We start from the raw sequence: 17,800 nt of genomic DNA, 5'->3' as shown, positions 1-17,800 counted from the left end.
GCATCATGCAATTCAAAATAATATCAATATACAGTCTGGCTTTAGTATTGGCCTTATCATCATGCTCAGGCAAGAAAGAAGAAGAAAAAACGGTCTACGAAAACACGAAATTTACAAAAGGTACTGAGAATACCGTTCATCTTACCAATCAGCAAATTCAGTCTGTAGGAATTACCACGACTTCTCTTCAAGACAGAAACATGGAGAAATTGGCACGTTTGAATGGAAAAGTAGAAATTGCTCCTTCTCATATCAGTTCTGTTTCAAGCATTATGGGCGGACACATCAAATCTATCAATGTAATTAATGGAAGCCACTTCAGCAAAGGTCAGGTGCTCGCTGTTGTGGAAGATCCGCAATTCATCCAATTGCAGCAAGACTATTTGGTAACAAGAGCACAACTTGAAGCTGCAAGGCTGAACCTTAACCGCCAGAAAGATCTTAACACCAGCAAAGCAAGCAGTGATAAAACCCTGCAAACCGCTCAGGCAGATTATTCAACCTTAAATGCGACGTTGAGAGGACTTGAAGAAAAGCTAAGAATCATCGGAATCAACGCCCAAGGTCTCAATACCGGAAATATCAGAAGTAAGATCAATATTTACGCCCCATTCACAGGTTTTGTAAGTAAAATACTGGTCAATAACGGGCAGTACATCAACCCGGCAGATACTTTATTTGAATTGATCAATCCAACAGGATTGCTTTTAGAATTAAAAGTTTTTGAAAATGATATTAACGATATAAAAGTCGGCCAGGAAATTTTGGTGTATAACAATCAAAATCCTGACGTGAAATCCAATGCTAAAATTGTAAGTCTGGTTCCCAGTATTGAAACCGGAGGTTCTGCAACAGCTGTTGCTAAATTGTCATCTGCCAATTCCGAATTTGTAAAAGGCATGTACATCAATGCTGAAGTTAATATCAGCAATCGATATACTCAGGGACTTCCCAACGATGCTGTTGTTTCTTTTGAAAGTAAAAATTATGTTTTTGAAGATCTGGGGCAATCAAAATATAAAATGATCCCTGTAGTAACCGGAATTGCTGATGATCAGTTTACAGAAATTATAAAAGGAGACCTTTTAAAGGATAAAAAGATTGTACAAAAAGGAGCATATAGCCTTCTGATGATGCTGAAAAATAAAGCGGAGTAATCTCTTACTCCCCATATATTTTACATAAAAGGTTTTGTTTACTAAGGTAAATGAGACCTTTTTTATTTTTGAACTTAAGAGTTTTACCTTAACTTTCCTTAATAAGCTCAGTATTATTATTACAATTGAACTATTTTTTGAACCATTAAGAATGGTTTAAGAGGATATGAGTATTTAGCGGTGAGCTTCACTCTAAGTATATTTGCGAGGGTTTGGTTATTTAATCCAATTCTTTTAATTTTAGAATATGAAAAAAAGTATAAGTTTAATTTTATTACTTCTTTTATTTTCATGCCAAAATATTAGTAATGAAGATATATACGGGAAATATTCGCCAATATCATACAAGAATACATATGACACTCTAACAATTAACAAGGATGGGGTTTATAACAGGGTAATTTACAATATAAAAGGGAAGAAATTGTTGAATTACGATTCGAAATATAAATTAGATGGTTCTTCAATAAAGTTTTCTGATTTTTATTTAAATTTAGATAAAGATTTAATTGCCTTTCCAGAAGATGTGAATGATATTGATATGACCTATACCAATTCTTTCAAAAAAAAGGATGGAAATGTTTTCCTATGCTTTGGTCACTATGGAGAAAATTGTTATAAAAAAGTAAAATAACAGCCCCCTTCGCTGGCGCGAGCATCTTGCTCGTGTCCTAAATGGAAATAACAATAACAAAGCTAACTTTTATGAGTTAGCTTTGTTATTTAACCCAATTCTTTAATTTTATAATATGAGCAGAAAATATAAATTTCATGAAATATATCCATCAAAATCCCGTTGAAAGTGGTTTTGTTATGGAACCATGGGAGTGGAAGTATAGTAGTGCTAGAAATTATTGCGATGATTATCAGGAGATCTTGGAAATAGATGTAAATTTATAAAGATATTTGATTAGCACGAGCAAGATGCTCGCGCTAGCGGGGGACGAAGATCTTTATAGGAATAGGTTACACGTCATATTTGTCATTCCAATAACAATCGAAGATTCAACATAGTCAATGACAAAATATAGTTCTTAACATCATTCCAAAAACATTCGTGCATCCGTGGCAAAAATAAAGTATACACTCACTGAAAATCTTTGATTTTCTTGCGCCTTAAAAACGTCATAACACTAAAGATCTTTGTGTCTTAGTGCCACCCCAATAAAGCAAAAAACCCCATTCTAATCTTGTAATTCCAAACCGTGGCATAAGATGATTTTTAGCATATTTTCAATATTACAGATATTATTTAATGCATAATTAATTAAAAAAGCAATACTTTTAAGCAGTGAATTAGTTGAAAGAATTTTTAGTTGCATTAAGTAAAAAACTTTTATTGAAACATAATGACAACTAAACCGTTACACAATTTCCATATTCCTGTGATGGGATTGGCTTATACCATAGACAGCCCAATCCGTGTCGCACAATATGGAATTTCTTCTGTGATTTCGATCATTGATGATGAGATTCTGGAAAAAATGAAGAACTTCTATAATCAGAAGTTTAATCTTGATTATTTAGGAATCTCAACAAAAACAGAAGATTACAGAGCCAAAAGAATTACTGCTTATCTGGACATGGTAGATGATATCGTGAATGAAAAATTCGAATCTTTCAAACAGGAAATCAGTAAAAATAAAGAGGCTCTGAAAGACTTTATGGCTATACTGCCCAATACTTCAGATCTGAAGAACAGTCTCCAAAATATTATAAACCAAAAAGATAATTGGAGCGAAAGCATCAAAAACTTTATTGAAAAAAATCTTTTACCAGGCAGCATTGATGTCAATATCATGACGAAAGTAGATAAAGACAACTATAAAAAAAGTGAGCAGCTTCCTGTTATGTACAATGATGCACACGCTTCACTCCGCGGGTTTGCAAAGAGTAAATTATCTTCTTCTATGGTTTTGTCCGCAGGAATGAATCCTCGTCTGTACAGTTATATGGAAGAGTTCGATGATTTTTACCCTGATGAAAACGGATATCTGAAAAAGAAAATCATTCTTAAAGTGAGTGATTTCCGTTCTGCCATGGTACAGGGAAACTTTTTAGCCAAAAAAGGATTATGGGTTTCTGAGTACAGAATAGAATCCGGATTGAACTGTGGTGGTCATGCATTTGCTACAGAAGGAATGCTTTTAGGCCCTATCATGGAGGAATTCAGACAGAAAAAGAGTGATCTCATACAATCGGCTCATGATTTAATGAGCAAGGCTTTAGAACAAAAAGGGAAACCGACTGTTTCTAAGCCTTTAGAAATGAAAATTACCGTACAAGGAGGTGTGGGTACTTCTGAAGAGCATCAATTTCTATTAAGCAATTATCACGTAGACAGTGTAGGCTGGGGATCGCCATTTTTACTTGTTCCCGAAGCGACTTCCGTAGATACCGAAACAAGAAATCTTCTTTTAAAGGCTAAGGAAAAAGACTTTTATCTGAGTCAGATTTCACCTCTTGGAGTACCTTTCAATACAATAAAGGGAACTTCCAATGAAATATTAAAATATCAAAAAGAAGCCCAAGGAAAGTATGGAAGTTCTTGCCCTAAAAAGCTGTTGGCCTTAAGCAAAGAATATTCTCCGGAAGGAACCTGTACAGCTTCCAGAAAATATCAGGATATTAAGCTCAATGAACTTTATACTCAAAAGGAAACCCTTTCTGCAGAAGAGTTCAATAGGAAAAAGACTGAAATTACAGATAAAGCCTGTCTTTGTGTTGGGCTTGTGAATGCCGCCTATATGGAACAGGGAATGGAGATTAAAGGCGAGAAACAGGGAGTGGTTATCTGTCCGGGACCTAATATTGCTTTCTTTGATAAAGAAGTTTCCCTTTCGGAAATGGTAAAACATATTTATGGAAATACAAATATTCTACCCGATAACAATCGCCCCAATATATTCATTAATGAGTTGAAAATGTATGTTGAGTATCTGAAAAAGGAAGTCGAAAATACATCAATACAAATTAGTCAATCTCAAACAAAGAAATGGAATGCATTTAAAAAGAATATGCTGGAAGGCGTAGAATATTATCAAAATCTATTCAATACATCAACATTCTTCAAGCAGGGATTACAGACAATTAATCACCAGCTTCAAGAATATAAACAAATGCTTGTGGTACTTGAAATTCCTCAGGTCGAAAAATAATTAAATATGTTGGTAAACGCAAAGACGCAAGTTTTTTTACCTACATAATGCTTTAAGGCGCAAAGATGTTATCTATGATAAAATTGAGTTCTGTTAAAAATATTAGTCCATTAGTGAAAAAAAAATATCAACGTTACCCTTTCTGAAAATCTTTGATTTTCTAGCGCCTTAAAAATATACACAATAGAGATAAAACTTGCGACTTTACGTTAATCCAGCCATTCAGATAGAGCAGCCTTTTATTAAGGCTGTTTTTTATTATTGCATTCAGCAAAATAAACGAGTAGACATCGGCTTTTCCATTTATAATAACTATAGGTCATATGGCTATTTTGAATAGTTATACCGTATAATATTCCTTACCTTAGATTTCAGTTAGTAAAATTATTTTTATGGAAAAAAGACAGATCAAAAACACTGATTTAGAAGTAGCTCCTATTAACTTTGGAGGAAATGTTTTCGGATGGACATTGGATGAAAAGCAATCCTTTGATATACTGGATCAGTTTACTGAAGCCGGGTTTAATTTTGTAGATACTGCAGATACCTATTCATGGTGGGTAAATGGAAAAGGAGGACAATCTGAAGAGATCATCGGAAAATGGATGAAAAACCGCAACAACCGTAAAGATATTGTTTTGGCTACTAAAGTAGGCTCTGAAACCAAGGAACATGGATTTGACATCAGTAAAAAGCATATTCTAAAATCAGTTGACGAATCTCTGCAAAGACTTCAGACGGATCATATTGATCTTTATTATACGCATTTTGATGATCATACAACACCGGTAGAAGAAACACTTTCAGCGTATAATGAAATCATTAAAGCCGGAAAAGTACGTTATATTGCAGCTTCTAATCTTTCTCCTGAACGTTTAAAAGCATCTTTTGAAGCCTCTGAAAAGAACAATCTTCCTAAATATGTAGCATTACAACCTCATTATAACTTATTGGAAAGAGAAGGCTTTGAGAAAAACTATGCTCCTTTGGTAGAACAGTTTGACCTGAGCGTATTTCCTTATTGGTCATTAGCAGCAGGATTCTTAACCGGAAAATATCGTGATGAATCAGATCTTGCTAAAAGCGCCAGAGGAGAAGGTGTAAGAAAATATTTAAATCCTAAAGGCCTTGAAGTATTAAAAGCTTTGGATCAGGTAAGTGAAAAACATCACAGCAATCAGGGAACTGTAGCATTGGCGTGGTTATTATCCAACCCATTGATTACTGCTCCAATTGTAAGTGCAACAAGTTCTTCACAGCTTGAAACATTATTTAATGCCCCTAAACTTATTTTAGATCAGGAAGATATTAATTTGCTTACTAAAGTGAGCAATTAATTTTCAATCATCATTATTAGATTAAAAAAATCCGTTCAGTGTAGTGCTGAACGGATTTTATTTTTCTCTATTTTAAGAATAAATAATTAGACTATTTATCTTTGTCATTCCGTAGGATCTCAGTTTATTTTTAAGTGACAACTAACTGTTTTTGAGAAGTACACTTAAGTTTTTGAAAATCCATGATCTCCAATTTCCATCAAATATCACAATTGAAGACGTGATATTCCATCCTTCAGAGGGTGTCAAATCATAGATTTGACGGGTTGGTTCAACAGCTATTAATCCGAATAATCTTTCAACAACTGTCTATAACTCATTAAAATAGAAGATTTGGAAATAAACCCTATAAATCATTACCTGTACTCACAACAGGAAGATTCCATACTCCGGTATCATCAAAAGTTTGAAGAATTTCCAAAGGTTTATTTTCCGGATGAACTATGGCTGGCGGGGTTTTCATAATCTGAACAACCGCTTGTGAAGTATCAAATTCTTTGTTAAAAAGATAAGGTCTTACATCATCCAGCGTTAAGACTCCTTTTAGCTTTCTCGAATCATCTACTATCGCAAAAATATTTTTATTTCCGTTTTTCACCAGTTCAAAAAGCTCAGCAATAGAAGCACTTTCCTGAATAGTTTGAGAATATTTATCAATAAAATCGTCAGTTCTTAGGGCAAAAAGAAGGTTTTTATCATGCTTATTGGTAAATATCTTTCCTTCATCAGCAAGAGATTTCAGTTCCGGAGAAATAGGAGAGAACCATTTTGCAATAAGATAAGATATAATGGATACAATCATCAATGGGATAAACAAATCATATCCAAAACTAGATTCTGCAATCAGAAATATGGCAGTAAGCGGTGCATACATAACGCCACTCATGGCTCCGGCCATTCCTACCAGCACAAGATTAGTTACCGGAACATCCGTAAATCCTATATGCTGACAAATTAAGGCAAACAAATAACCTAATGTTCCACCAGCAAAAAGAGAGGGTGCAAAGTTTCCTCCGTTTCCACCACTGAATATGGTAAATGAGGTGGCAAAAGCCTTTAATAATAATACCAATATTAAAAAGACAATAATTGTCCAATCACCAATTTCAAAATATCTGAAAAAACTGTTTTCAATAATAGAATGCGTATTTCCGTTGGTGAAAGCTTTCACAGTATCATATCCCTCTCCGAATAATGGCGGAAAAAGAACACAAAGCAAAGAAAGCACCGCCCCTCCAAACATGGCCTTACGCATTTTTGAAAGTTGAAGCTTTTTTATAAAATGTTCTACCTTTTGAGAAATAATCACAAAATATCGGGCATATAATCCAGTGACAAGACCTAAAATTAAATAATAAGGTAAGTTTTTATAGTTAAAGGCATCTCTGGTATAAAATCTGAAAAGCACATCCTCCTGAAGCAATATCCTGGACAAAAGACTTCCACAAACTGCTGCCACTACCAATGGAATAAAATCAGTAAAAACCACACCAGTTAACAATATCTCAAAAGCAAACATTATCCCAGCAATGGGAGCATTAAATGCAGATGCAATTCCGGCAGTAGCTCCGGCAGCAAGTAGTAAGGTACGTTCCTTATAATTAAGCCTGTAAGTCTGTGCAAAATTAGATCCAATGGCAGCTCCGGTAACCGCAATGGGCTCTCCAATCCGGCAGATCCTCCTAATCCAACAGTAACTGCACTTTGGATCACCTGAGAATACATTTTCACGGAAGCTACAATACTTGAATTTTGGGCAATTTCATAAAGAATGGCACCAATACCTTTTCGATCTTGTCCTTTAAATAATGTCAGGACAATCAAAGTAGTCAGGACAATTCCTAGAAAAGGAAAAACGATATAGAATAAGATCTGATATTCAAAATGAACCTTATTGGTAATGAAATAGTGAATGTTGTGCACCAACGTTTTCAGAATCACTCCTGCTAATCCGGCTGTACATCCTACCAAAATTCCGGAAAGCACAAGGAACTGATTCCGGCTCAGTCTATTATTCAGCCAATGCAGGATGAGCTCATAACTGCGGGCTTTTTCCAATCCATATTTTTGGAAATCTCTTTTAAATTTTAGAAAACTTAGGTACTTTTTTTTGTTGTGAATTTTCACCTGGGAAGAATTTTAATACAGGTCTCAATTTGAAACTGCTGTGTAAATTTATGAAATATATGATAAAAACTCCCTCAAAATATCCTTTTAAAGTTTTTCGAGGGATAAATAGTGCAAAAATCAAATTCTTTTTTGGTACATTTATTCTCAGGATTATTTATTTTGAAGTTCAAAATTTCTTCAAAATTTAATGATAGATTTATCCCATGAAAATTCTAATTGTTGAAGACGAAGCCGAACTCGCCAAAAGTATCGCCGAATATTTATCTGAGGAAAATTATCTCTGTGAAAATGCGGCCACCTTTAGTGAAGCCATGAGTAAAATAGAAATGTTCGAGTATGATTGTATCCTATTGGATATCATGCTTCCTGATGGAAATGGTCTCAGAATTCTGGAGGAATTAAAAAAGCAAAATAAGCAGGATGGTGTGATCATTATTTCGGCCAAAAATGCTTTGGATGATAAGATTGAAGGCCTGAAGCTGGGGGCTGATGATTACCTTACCAAACCTTTTCATCTTTCTGAACTTATGGCAAGGATATATTCCATTATCCGAAGAAAACAGTTCAGCAGTTCCAATGTGGTTAAACAAAATGAACTTCAGATCGACCTTCTGGCTAAAACAGTGGCCGTTAATGATGAAACAATTGCGCTCACCAAAAAAGAATTTGACCTCCTGATCTATTTCATAGGAAACAAGAATAAAGTTATTTCTAAAAGTACCTTGGCAGAACACCTTTCCGGAGATTTTGCAGATATGCTTGATAATCATGATTTTGTTTACGCTCATGTCAAAAACCTTAAAAAGAAGTTATATGATGCAGGTTGTGAACACTATCTTAAAACAGTCTATGGAACGGGGTATAAGTGGGAAGCTTAGATTGATTATGAGGTGATAGAGACGGAATCTGGATTGTTAGATGGTAAAGTTTGAATGTTTTACAAAACAACTTTCTTACTTCGGTCGAATGACAAAACAATAGAGAAATTGCCTCATTATTTAAGCATAAAATTGCAATCAAATAAATACTAAATTGCAACAAATTACAATAAACTACCATTTTCTAAATACATCAACTTTAAACTCAACCTATTAATTTGAATCCACTTTTAAACAAAACCACCAAACCTTTTATCATCTATGTTCTTATCGTTCTGATGATAAGTATTCCTGTGTATTACTTTGTTGTGGATAAAATCTGGCAAGATGAGTTGGATGAACATAACCAGATCATTGTAGAAAAAACAGCTTATAAATTCAATCATTTAAAGCTTTCTGATGAAAGCTTGAGCAGAGTATCGATCTTTGGAATCATATTCAGCCGGAAACAGATATTGAAAGGATCTCTCCGGATCAGATAACCAGTGATACCGTTTATATTGCTGAAAAACATCTTCCGTTTATTTCAGATCAGAAGAAAGAACGTTACCGATGTCTCAAAAAAGTGGTTTATATTCAAGGGAAACCTTACTTGTTTACCGTAGAAACCAATATTGAGGAATCTCATGAAACCATTGCTGTAATTGCCATGATCACTGTTTTCTTCTTTACAGTGATTGTAATAGGACTTTTGTATTTAAACAGAAGGCTTTCTGCATCTATTTGGAAGCCATTTAGAGATACATTGAACCAATTAAAGACTTTCAATCTTAATAGCCAGACGAAAATCGTTTTTCCGCCCTCTGATACTTTAGAGTTTGACGAACTTAATCAGTCTCTTGATAAACTGATTGAACGAAATGTTTCCGTCTATAAAACCCAGAAAGAATTTACAGAAAATGCCTCTCACGAGTTACAGACTCCGCTTGCCATTATTAAAAACAAACTGGATCTTTTACTTCAAGACCGGGATCTTACTGAAAAACAATACCGTATTGCTGAAGACATGAACAAAGCGCTTACGAGAAGTTCAAGAATCAATAAGAACTTATTACTCCTTGCCAAAATAGATAATCATCAGTTTGATAATTCTGAAACAATTTCCTTTGATCAGATGTTACTTCAAAGCATAGATATTCTGGAGGAACATTTTGAACAGAAAAATATTACTGTAGAGAAAAATATACAGCCAGACATTAAAGTAAATGGCAATAGCAGTTTGACAGAAATTATGATTAATAACCTCATTATTAATGCGATCCGTCATACGGCTTCCGGAGGTGTCATTTCTCTTCAGTTAACTCATTCTGTTTTCGAAGTTTCCAATTCTGGAACACACCAACTGAATAAAGACTTACTCTTTAAAAGATTTTCCAAACTATCTGCAGATACCAATGGAAGTGGCTTAGGATTATCTATCATACAGGAAATCTGTAAATTTCATCATTGGACCGTTAATTATAGATTTGAAAATGGCCGTCATATTTTCTCTATAGGTTTATCATTTTCTTAACATTTAAGATCTAAAAAATTCAAAATTTATTCTAAATCGGATTGCACCTTTGTACTGAAAATATACGTACTGAAGTGTAAATTTTATTTAGAAATGATTTTAAAAATTGCCCTTTTATTCGCAGGAACTATTCTTGCATTTTGGATCAGCGCTATTTGTGGAGGCGGTGCAAGTCTTATTTTGATCCCAATCCTGAATCTTTTGCTTCCTACTTCATTGGTTCCTTTTTCTTTAACGATCGGAACCTTTACAAGCTCAGCTTCCCGAATTGCTGTATTTAAGAAACATATCAATTGGAAAATATTTTTATGGTTTGTACCATTTTCTATTCCGGCTGTTTTGTTGGGAGCTTATCTGATTAAATATGTGAATCCGAATTACCTGCAGTTGATCGTTGCTTTCTTTCTGATTGCCAATCTTCCACAGCTTTTCACTTCCAAAAATAAAATTGAAGAAACAGAAAAGGAATATCCAAAATCAGCTTTGGCTCTTATTGGATTCTTAGCTGGTTTTATTTCAGGAATTACAGGTGCTGTAGGCCTTCTTTTTAACCGTTTTTATTTAAAATTCGGGCTTAAAAAAGAGGAGATTGTTGCTACCCGAGCTGCCAATGAAGTGTTTCTTCACCTTATTAAGCTTGTTATTTATATTTCATTAGGATTATACTCCAAGACAGCTCTTTGGCTGGGAATAGCGATTGCAGTGGCTGCTATTGTCTCTTCTTATACGGTAAAATATATTCTTCCCCATTTAAGTGAGAATCTGTTTAAAAAAATAGGGTATAGTGCTATGGTTATTTCGGGAATTACTTTAATGACCAGTACTTCAGGAAAGATCATTCAGCAGGATCAGATCGTAATTAATTCTTCATCCACTGTGCATAAAAATGTCTATACCATGTCCTGGCGAGAAACCCGTCTGGTCGTGGAATATAAAGCGCATGAAGGAATAGAAATAGAAAAAAGTGTACGCCCTGATGACTTATCAGAAAATCTGAAAGAAAAGTATCATATACTCATGGAACATTACGACGAAGTTCGTATTGAAAAAGTATATGTTTTAGGAAAAAAGACCTCTCATGAATTTTATTGCTACAAGGATAATGTACTGACAAAATTTAAAGCTTAGCATAGCTCTAAAAACTATGTAATCTATGTTGTAATTTTTTAAACCACATAGAAACATAGAATAAAATTATTCGTGCATTCGTGGCAAAAAATAGGTATTAGTAAGAAAAAAAGAAGAGTGTACAAACATTAATCTTTTGAAGTTTAAACCAATAAAAAAAGATACAATGAGAACAGCAAACAAAGTAGCAGCAGTTACGATCCTTTTCTGGCTTATGAAAATTGTAGCAACCACATTAGGAGAAACTCTTGGAGATTTTATTTCCATGACCCTGAATTTGGGATATACCAAAGGGATTCTCATTACCTTATTCTTTTTCATCCTTATTCTCTCCATACAGCTTGGTGTCAAAAAGTATATTCCAGCTGTCTATTGGCTGGTCATTATCGGAACGACCACTTTAGGAACAGAAATTTCGGATTTTATTGACAGAACATTGAAAGCAGGATATCTAGTAGGGAGTTTAGTTCTTCTTTCCGGCCTCTTAATTTCACTTTTCTTGTGGTATAAAAAATATGGAAACCTTGAAGTCTATCCCATTTTTGAAAGAAATAAAGAGTTCTATTACTGGACTGCTATTTTATTTTCCAACAGCCTTGGAACTGCATTTGGAGATTTCCTGAGTGACAATATGGGATTGGGTTATATGACGGGAGCTTTTATCACCGGACTTATTATTCTGATCGTTGTATTACTCCATTATTTTACAAAGATCAATCATGTTCTTCTGTTTTGGATCGCCTTTGTATTTACCCGACCCTTTGGAGCTACTTTTGGAGATCTTTTGACGAAGCCGCTTACCAAAGGAGGTCTTGATCTCGGAACCATCAATGCTTCGCTAGTATCTTTTGCTTTAATGATTGTTATGATTCTTATTTCACAACGAAAACACAATAACAAACAAGCTCTTCAAAATTGAATTCTAGACGATAAATAATCAGTAATTAAAGCTTAAACTATATGAACAGATCGAAATTCTTCCTTTTTCCGGCCGTTGCCATTTCTTCTATGGTGACAGCACAAGTCACTTCAGTCACTTTTTCCGGAAAAGTTACTACTAAGGACAAGGAAGCTCTTCCTTATTCCAACATTATTTTAAAAAAGGAAAAAGATACAGCGTTTGTTTCCGGAACAATTACCAATGAAGAGGGCCGATTTTCAATTAGCGGAGTTAAACCGGATCATTACCTGTTGGAGGTCTCTATTCCAGGATATCATATGCATAAACAATCTGTTTTTATTGGAAGCCTTTCTGAATTTCTGGAAATTCCATCTATAGAGCTGGCACAAAAACAGGAACAGGAAACAAAGATCGAAGAAGTGGTTGTCTCTGCTTCTAAAAAAAATGAAATTGATAACAAGCTTGACAAAAAAACGTATTCTGTAGCAGATAATATCAGCCAAAGTGGAGGTTCTGTATTACAGAGTATGCAGAATCTTCCCGGAATCACAGTACAGGACGGGAAAGTACAATTAAGAGGAAATGATAAGGTAACCGTTCTTATTGATGGTAAACAAACCGCTCTTACCGGATTTGGCAGTCAGACAGGACTTGATAATATTCCGTCTTCAGCTATTGAGAAAATTGAGATTATCAACAATCCTTCTTCAAAGTATGATGCCAACGGGAATGCCGGAATCATCAATATTATCATGAAGAAAAATAAACAAAATGGATGGAACGGAAAGCTCGGCTTTACGACAGGTCTGGGTTCATTATGGGTAAGAAAAGAGAACTTACCAACCATAAGACTTCAATATACATTGACACCAAAAATTAATCCATCGCTTTCTCTCAATTACAGAAAAAATAAGGTCAATCTATTTCTACAAGCTGATAATTTATACACGGAAACACTGAATAAAAATGAATTTGTAACCCGTACTTATGATAATGGAACAGTTATCAATTCTCAGCTGAAAAGAAACAGAAATACCAACTTCTTTACCACAAAAGCAGGATTAGACTGGAATATTGATGCGCAAAATACGTTAACGGTTTCAGGAATGTACGGAAGTGAAAAAATTATTGATCGTGGAGATCAGCCATTTTTTAATGGAGACATGTCTCAGCGTCTTCGTCTGTGGCAATTTTTAGAAGATGAGCTCAAAACCACCATAATGGGGAGTGCTTCTTATCAGCATAAATTTAAGGAAGCAGGTCATTTATTAAATGTTGGATTCAATTATACGTTTCACAGGGAGGATGAAAAATACTTCTATGATAATTATTTACCGGCTTCTACAGGAACTGATGCCTTTAAACTCTTATCAGATGAGCAGGTTTATGATTTTAACGTAGATTATATCAACCATTGAAATATGGTAGAATTGAAACAGGTATTAAACTGAGAAGCAGAAGTATTCCTACCAATATGAATTTCATTCCCGGAGCCAATTCTGTACTCGATGTATCTGCCGGTGGTAAGGCTGACTATAAAGAATTTATCCCTGCTGTATACGGAAACTATATTTTTGAGAATGAAAAATGGGAAGCTGAGCTTGGACTAAGACTGGAATATGTAAGAATTGAATACGATGTAAATCCTAATCATCCTACTTATAAAAGTGATGGATATAATTATACCCAGCCGTTTCCCAACTTTAGATTAGCTTATAAACTTGATGATCATAACAAGTTTTCGGTATTTTATAACAGAAGGGTAGACCGTCCGAATGAAGTAGATATCAGAATATTTCCAAAATACGATGATGCTGAAATCATTAAAGTAGGAAATCCGGCATTAAGGCCACAGTTTACCAATTCTATTGAGTTGGGATATAAATACAATTGGGATAACGGATATCTGTATTCTGCTCTCTATCATCGTTTTTCCAATGGAACAATTACCCGTATCTCCAGTATCGTACCGGGCAGTAATCTGATCTATGCCATTTTTCAAAATGCAGGCAAAAGTTATAATACAGGACTGGAAGCAATCTGGAATCAAAAGGTTTCGGATGTATACTCATTCAATATCAATGGGAATATCTATCGCAATCAAATTGACGCTTTTACAGTCCAGAATTTATATCCTCAACCCAATACATTTTCTGCAGACAGGCAGACTGCTGTTTCCGGAAATATAAAGCTGAATAATATCCTTCGTTTTTCAAAAGGCCTGAATGTTCAGCTTACCGCGGTTTATCTGGCTCCGGATGTTATTCCTCAAGGAAAAATAAAGGCAAGATTCACCATGGATGTTGGATTGAAAAAAGCCATTCAGAAAGGGAAGGGAGAACTATTCTTAAACGCCTCTGACCTCTTGAATACGATGGTTATTAAGAAAAACATTCAGGGGATGGGATTTGCTTATACCAGCAATGATTATTATGAAACCCAAGTAGTAAGACTGGGTTACAATTATAAATTTTAATATAAAACCAATCTATGTACAATGAAAAGATCTTGTCAAAAATTACTGATCTATTTACTGGTTTTCACTTCAGTTATCAGCAAAATTAAAGCTCAGAACAATGATACTATTGTTGTTAATGAGCCTAAACAAGATAGTTTGTCTATTATTCGGCCAGGTAAGTTGAATTATAAAAGTCTGATTATTCCTGCAGCATTCATTACCTATGGAGTAGCAGCTTTAACAACAGATAAACTTAAACAACTGAATTTTTCTACCCGTACAGAGATCAATGAGCACCAACCTGCACAGATGAACCTGGATAATTATACCCAATATGCTCCTGCAGTAATGGTATACGGGCTGAATGCGATAGGAATAAAAGGGAAACATAATCTGAGAGACCGCACTATTATCTGTGCTTCATCACAATTGATTTCCGCAGCATTTACGATACCCTTAAAGTATCTTGTCAAAGAAGAAAGACCCGATAAGTCTAATACGCTTTCTTTTCCTTCGGGACATTCTGCTACAGCTTTTTCTTCTGCACAATTTATGTTCAGGGAATATAAGGACACCAATTTCTGGCTCAGTCTTTCCGGATATCCATTTGCTATTTTTACAGGAGTATACCGGATGTTGAATGACAAACATTGGCTGGGCGATGTTGTTGCAGGCGCAGGTTTTGGAATTCTTTCTACAGAATTGGCCTATTGGCTTTTCCCAAGGATTGATGGGATGTTGCGCGGAAAGAATAAAGCTAAGAATCTGTCAAGTTCTACAATGGTTATGCCTTTCTATCAGAATAAAATAGTAGGAATAGGATTGGTTAAGAATTTCTGATTTTATCACATTTAACTTTTAAACCATTAGGTTGTATTAAGATTTTAAAAAATTATTTATAAATGGTTTCGGCGGCCTTCGGCCGCCGAAACCTCATATTCAGATTAAAAACACTGCGTATTGATTGAAAAAATGTCTCAACACCAAAATTTTGATGAATCTTAAAAAAAAGAAATGATTCCCTTCCGGTTCTCTAAGTTAAAGTATGTTTTTCCAGCGCAAAGTTTTAAGAGGCATATGTTACATGTTTAAGGAGACAAAGATGGAATCAACTCCACTGATTCTATAAAGCAACTGGATAACATTCGCTTCATCAGAATCGATCGACAATCCTCCAACCTTTAACACCAAGTCCAGCATTCTGCTACAGATTTTCCTGATAGAAAGGAATCAATTTGTCTAATGCTATTTTTACGGGTTCCGGCTGATCATATAATTCATAATGCGACCATCCTTCTGCAATAACAAGCTCTTTTTTCTCAGATCTAGCTCTTCTCATAATTTCCAGTCCATCTCTGTAAGCTCCAAAACCTCCGGGTTTATCACCAATTACAACCATTAATGGCTGACTTAATAATACTTCTGCCAAATGAAAAGCGTCCCAACCCACTGCGGCACTGCTTCTGGAATATAAATAACTTGTTGCTCCATGAGGTTTTTCACCTCTAGGAGTTTTGTAGTACTCTGTAGCTTCCAACACGTCAATATCTTTAATTCCTGCTGCTTTTCCTGCCTCCACAGATGACGGTAAAAACTGGCCAATAAGACGTTCTGTTCCTCTTACTTCTGCAGTACGTTGCTCTGCAATTTTCTCCAGCGCTTCAATAGGACTCCAGTTTCCAAATGCTTCTCTCCAAAGTCTCCCATAGTTAACCCCTGTAACGCTTCCAATAGCTTTGATACGGCGTTCTGTCATTGCGGCATTCATTGCATAACCGCCGCCGCCACAGATTCCTAATACTCCAATACGTTTTTCATCTACATAGGGAAGAGTGACAAGATAATCGCAAGCACAACGGAAATCTTCTACTCTTAATGTAGGATCTTCAATGAAACGGATATCTCCGCCACTGGCTCCCTGAAATGAAGCATCGAATGCCAATACTACAAATCCTGCATCTGCTAATGCCTGTCCATACACATTTCCGGAGGTTTGTTCTTTGCAGCTTCCTATCGGATGAGCACTGATAATGGTTGCATATTTTTTATTCTCGTCAAAGTTAGGTGGGAAATACAGGTTTGCTGCTACGTCCCAATTAAGGTTTTTAAATGTTACTGATTGAATCATAATACTTGTTTTTTAGTGATGAACACTGTGATTATTTTATGATACAAATGTACAGGCACTCTATTTCAAAACAGGTAGACATATTACTTTAAAACGGATACATTTTACTGATAGAAGAAGCATCAATTTCATAAAGTCCTAATTATTTTAGGCAAGCCATTAAAACTATAATTTCACGAACTATTTATTCTTTATAAAAAAAATTTCAGACTACCTTTGCTTTTCGGATGATTTTTGCCAACAGGGCAGGGAAGAATCTCTTCAGATAAACCCCCAATACTTCTTTGCCGCCGATGGCTTTTTGGTTTTTCTTTTTTTCAATGGCATTCAGCATTTTTTTAGCGAAACATCTACCGGCATACCGTTATTCGTGGCATCATCCATCGTTCCTTGTGTTGAGCCATCACCCGTTACCGCATGAATGGAAATGTTGGTTTGTATAAATCCCGGACAAATTATCGTTACCGAAATACGTTGAGCATACAATTCAGCCCGTAAAGCATCAAAGAAACCATGAAGAGCATGTTTAGCCGCAGCATAGCCACTCCGCATTGGTGCTCCGAATACACCCATAAGACTTGAAACTACCGCAATCTGCCCGCCTTGATTTTTTATCATATAAGGAATTACAGCTTTCGTTAAAGCTACTGTCCCGATAAAATCGACATCCATTAAACGCTTATCCACTTCTATATCTGTTTCCATGGCCAGAGAACGTTGGGATAATCCTGCATTATTGATCAGAATATCAATTTCCCAAAGGCTGCTACAGCTTGAGCTGCGATAGTAGGCATTTCTTTATAGTTCTTCAGATCCAAAGGAATTACTGCATATTGATTAACGGTAAGTCCAATACTTTCGGCCACTTCATACAACTGTTCCTCGTTTCTGGAGGAAAGAATCACTTTTGCATTGCTATTCTCTGCCAGTTCTTTTACCAAAGCTTCACCAATTCCTGATGACGCTCCTGTAATCCAAACGACTTTGTTATTATAATAGTTGCTCATTCCGT

At 35.3% G+C, this 17,800-nt stretch carries 15 protein-coding genes and 2 pseudogenes; 13 read left to right on the top strand and 4 right to left on the bottom strand.

The window, feature by feature from the left end:
• Nucleotides 1–5 precede the first annotated feature (5 nt).
• From QWZ06_RS13135 to QWZ06_RS13115, 5 genes and pseudogenes are all read left to right on the top strand, one after another.
• Nucleotides 6–1,157: an efflux RND transporter periplasmic adaptor subunit gene (locus QWZ06_RS13135; protein ID WP_290298612.1), complete on the top strand. Its 1,152-nt coding sequence runs from the start codon at nucleotides 6–8 to the stop codon at nucleotides 1,155–1,157.
• A 247-nt stretch (nucleotides 1,158–1,404) separates the two neighbouring features.
• A complete protein-coding gene (locus QWZ06_RS13130) occupies nucleotides 1,405–1,791 on the top strand; it encodes a hypothetical protein (protein WP_290298610.1) in 387 nt (128 codons plus the stop codon).
• Between the two features lie 137 nt (nucleotides 1,792–1,928).
• Nucleotides 1,929–2,057 (top strand): annotated as a pseudogene (locus QWZ06_RS13125) (transposase); the annotation flags it as partial.
• A gap of 449 nt (nucleotides 2,058–2,506) precedes the next feature.
• Nucleotides 2,507–4,315, top strand: coding sequence for a hypothetical protein (locus QWZ06_RS13120; RefSeq protein WP_290298609.1), 1,809 nt, complete (start codon nucleotides 2,507–2,509; stop codon nucleotides 4,313–4,315).
• A gap of 392 nt (nucleotides 4,316–4,707) precedes the next feature.
• Entirely contained in the window at nucleotides 4,708–5,652 is a 945-nt protein-coding gene (locus QWZ06_RS13115) for an aldo/keto reductase (protein WP_290298607.1), read from the top strand.
• Nucleotides 5,653–5,998: 346 nt separating this feature from the next.
• On the opposite strand, the gene QWZ06_RS13110 is transcribed toward QWZ06_RS13115, so the two are convergent.
• Both QWZ06_RS13110 and QWZ06_RS13105 read right to left on the bottom strand, forming a co-directional pair.
• A complete protein-coding gene (locus QWZ06_RS13110) occupies nucleotides 5,999–7,288 on the bottom strand; it encodes a chloride channel protein (RefSeq protein WP_290301358.1) in 1,290 nt (429 codons plus the stop codon).
• On the bottom strand, nucleotides 7,171–7,779 hold the full coding sequence (locus tag QWZ06_RS13105) for a voltage-gated chloride channel family protein (protein ID WP_290298605.1): 609 nt from the start codon (nucleotides 7,777–7,779) through the stop codon (nucleotides 7,171–7,173). Before QWZ06_RS13105 ends, QWZ06_RS13110 begins: the two co-directional genes overlap by 118 nt.
• 206 nt (nucleotides 7,780–7,985) lie before the next feature.
• Here QWZ06_RS13105 and QWZ06_RS13100 point away from each other — a divergent pair, with 206 nt between their 5' ends.
• The 8 genes from QWZ06_RS13100 (at nucleotide 7,986) to QWZ06_RS13065 (ending at nucleotide 15,500) form a co-directional block, all read left to right on the top strand.
• Nucleotides 7,986–8,660 carry a response regulator transcription factor gene (locus QWZ06_RS13100; protein WP_290298603.1) on the top strand — a complete coding sequence of 225 codons (675 nt, stop codon included), beginning with the start codon at nucleotides 7,986–7,988 and terminating at the stop codon, nucleotides 8,658–8,660.
• A gap of 218 nt (nucleotides 8,661–8,878) precedes the next feature.
• Complete coding sequence (locus QWZ06_RS13095) at nucleotides 8,879–9,142, top strand: hypothetical protein (RefSeq protein ID WP_290298602.1); 264 nt, start codon at nucleotides 8,879–8,881, stop codon at nucleotides 9,140–9,142.
• A complete protein-coding gene (locus QWZ06_RS13090) occupies nucleotides 9,079–10,173 on the top strand; it encodes a sensor histidine kinase (protein ID WP_494337514.1) in 1,095 nt (364 codons plus the stop codon). Before QWZ06_RS13095 ends, QWZ06_RS13090 begins: the two co-directional genes overlap by 64 nt.
• 93 nt (nucleotides 10,174–10,266) lie before the next feature.
• Nucleotides 10,267–11,301, top strand: a complete 1,035-nt coding sequence (locus tag QWZ06_RS13085) for a sulfite exporter TauE/SafE family protein (RefSeq protein WP_290298599.1) — start codon at nucleotides 10,267–10,269, stop codon at nucleotides 11,299–11,301.
• Between the two features lie 166 nt (nucleotides 11,302–11,467).
• Complete coding sequence (locus QWZ06_RS13080; protein ID WP_290298597.1) at nucleotides 11,468–12,220, top strand: COG4705 family protein; 753 nt, start codon at nucleotides 11,468–11,470, stop codon at nucleotides 12,218–12,220.
• A 41-nt stretch (nucleotides 12,221–12,261) separates the two neighbouring features.
• A complete protein-coding gene (locus tag QWZ06_RS13075) occupies nucleotides 12,262–13,620 on the top strand; it encodes a TonB-dependent receptor (protein WP_290298595.1) in 1,359 nt (452 codons plus the stop codon).
• Nucleotides 13,617–14,678: an outer membrane beta-barrel family protein gene (locus tag QWZ06_RS13070; protein WP_290298592.1), complete on the top strand. Its 1,062-nt coding sequence runs from the start codon at nucleotides 13,617–13,619 to the stop codon at nucleotides 14,676–14,678. The genes QWZ06_RS13075 and QWZ06_RS13070 overlap by 4 nt, the downstream gene beginning before the upstream one ends.
• A 21-nt stretch (nucleotides 14,679–14,699) precedes the next feature.
• Nucleotides 14,700–15,500 carry a phosphatase PAP2 family protein gene (locus tag QWZ06_RS13065; RefSeq protein ID WP_290298591.1) on the top strand — a complete coding sequence of 267 codons (801 nt, stop codon included), beginning with the start codon at nucleotides 14,700–14,702 and terminating at the stop codon, nucleotides 15,498–15,500.
• Nucleotides 15,501–15,864: 364 nt separating this feature from the next.
• On the opposite strand, the gene QWZ06_RS13060 is transcribed toward QWZ06_RS13065, so the two are convergent.
• Both QWZ06_RS13060 and QWZ06_RS13055 read right to left on the bottom strand, forming a co-directional pair.
• Nucleotides 15,865–16,788 carry an alpha/beta hydrolase gene (locus tag QWZ06_RS13060; protein WP_353959965.1) on the bottom strand — a complete coding sequence of 308 codons (924 nt, stop codon included), beginning with the start codon at nucleotides 16,786–16,788 and terminating at the stop codon, nucleotides 15,865–15,867.
• 205 nt (nucleotides 16,789–16,993) lie between these two features.
• Nucleotides 16,994–17,795, bottom strand: a pseudogene (locus tag QWZ06_RS13055) (SDR family oxidoreductase).
• Nucleotides 17,796–17,800: the final 5 nt, after the last annotated feature.

It is taken from the genome of Chryseobacterium tructae (assembly GCF_030409875.1).
GTDB classification, from domain to species: Bacteria; Bacteroidota; Bacteroidia; order Flavobacteriales; family Weeksellaceae; genus Chryseobacterium; species Chryseobacterium tructae.
The sequence above is the reverse complement of the archived record's forward strand: the minus strand, read 5'-3'. Positions and strand labels throughout refer to the sequence as shown.

What these genes read in the sequence shown, in the direction of transcription:
- QWZ06_RS13135 (WP_290298612.1), top strand. Translation starts at nt 6, where the DNA reads ATGCAATTCAAAATAATATCAATATACAGTCTGGCTTTAGTATTGGCC.
- QWZ06_RS13130 (WP_290298610.1), top strand. Translation starts at nt 1,405, where the DNA reads ATGAAAAAAAGTATAAGTTTAATTTTATTACTTCTTTTATTTTCATGC.
- QWZ06_RS13120 (WP_290298609.1), top strand. Translation starts at nt 2,507, where the DNA reads ATGACAACTAAACCGTTACACAATTTCCATATTCCTGTGATGGGATTG.
- QWZ06_RS13115 (WP_290298607.1), top strand. Translation starts at nt 4,708, where the DNA reads ATGGAAAAAAGACAGATCAAAAACACTGATTTAGAAGTAGCTCCTATT.
- QWZ06_RS13100 (WP_290298603.1), top strand. Translation starts at nt 7,986, where the DNA reads ATGAAAATTCTAATTGTTGAAGACGAAGCCGAACTCGCCAAAAGTATC.
- QWZ06_RS13085 (WP_290298599.1), top strand. Translation starts at nt 10,267, where the DNA reads ATGATTTTAAAAATTGCCCTTTTATTCGCAGGAACTATTCTTGCATTT.
- QWZ06_RS13080 (WP_290298597.1), top strand. Translation starts at nt 11,468, where the DNA reads ATGAGAACAGCAAACAAAGTAGCAGCAGTTACGATCCTTTTCTGGCTT.
- QWZ06_RS13075 (WP_290298595.1), top strand. Translation starts at nt 12,262, where the DNA reads ATGAACAGATCGAAATTCTTCCTTTTTCCGGCCGTTGCCATTTCTTCT.
- QWZ06_RS13065 (WP_290298591.1), top strand. Translation starts at nt 14,700, where the DNA reads ATGAAAAGATCTTGTCAAAAATTACTGATCTATTTACTGGTTTTCACT.
- QWZ06_RS13060 (WP_353959965.1), bottom strand. Translation starts at nt 16,788, where the DNA reads ATGATTCAATCAGTAACATTTAAAAACCTTAATTGGGACGTAGCAGCA.